This window comes from Paraplanobispora siamensis, assembly GCF_016863175.1.
Classification (GTDB): domain Bacteria; phylum Actinomycetota; class Actinomycetes; order Streptosporangiales; family Streptosporangiaceae; genus Planobispora; species Planobispora siamensis.
In genome coordinates, this window is sequence record NZ_BOOJ01000160.1 from 1 (window position 1) to 656 (window position 656).

Consider the following 656-nt stretch of genomic DNA (forward strand, 5'->3'; position numbering starts at 1 on the left):
GGCAGCATCGGCACATCCTGCTCAGCCGCTGGTGGGGCGCTCGCCGGATAAGGCCTTGGCGAGCTCTTCGGGATGTACGGTGACCGGCGAAGGGGGAAGTTCGTCGCTGTCACGGGCCTCAACGGGGAAGCCGAGCGCGGTGAGTTCCGCGGCCAGGTCGGCGAACTCCTCGAAGGCGTAGGCACCGTCGGGCAGGCCGGAGGCGGCCAGCACCTCAGCCAACGTCCTGCCGTTCGGCACGAAGAAGACGCCCTCGCTGTCGACCCCGACGACCGCGGGCGGATCGGCGTGCTCGTCCGGGTGGACCCAGTAGCCGTACAGGCCCGAGCCGAAGGTGACCGGACTGTCGACGCTCACGGCCGGAAGCAGGTACCTCATCACCTCCCACTCGCCCGCGTCCAATGCGGTGGTCAGTGCGTGCAGCAGCGAATCGTCCACGCCGGGAGCCAGGACGGTGATGGTCATCCTCCTGAGCCGGTCGGCCCCGGGCAGCAGGCCGTTTTGTATGGCGAGCAGACGCAGGAGCTCATGCGGGATCGGGCGATCACCCAGCCACCGCCGGGCCCAGGCGGTGTACTCCTCATCGGCCGGCGGTGCGCTGCCTTCTCCCTCAGGGGCTGCCTGATTCATCTCTCAGCCGTCCTTTCGCATATCGC

General features: G+C 68.6%; 1 protein-coding gene. It reads right to left on the reverse strand.

The features are described from left to right. Nucleotides 1-21 precede the first annotated feature (21 nt). Nucleotides 22-630, reverse strand: a complete 609-nt coding sequence (locus tag Psi01_RS43015; RefSeq protein WP_204069977.1) for a hypothetical protein — start codon at nucleotides 628-630, stop codon at nucleotides 22-24. Nucleotides 631-656 lie beyond the last annotated feature (26 nt).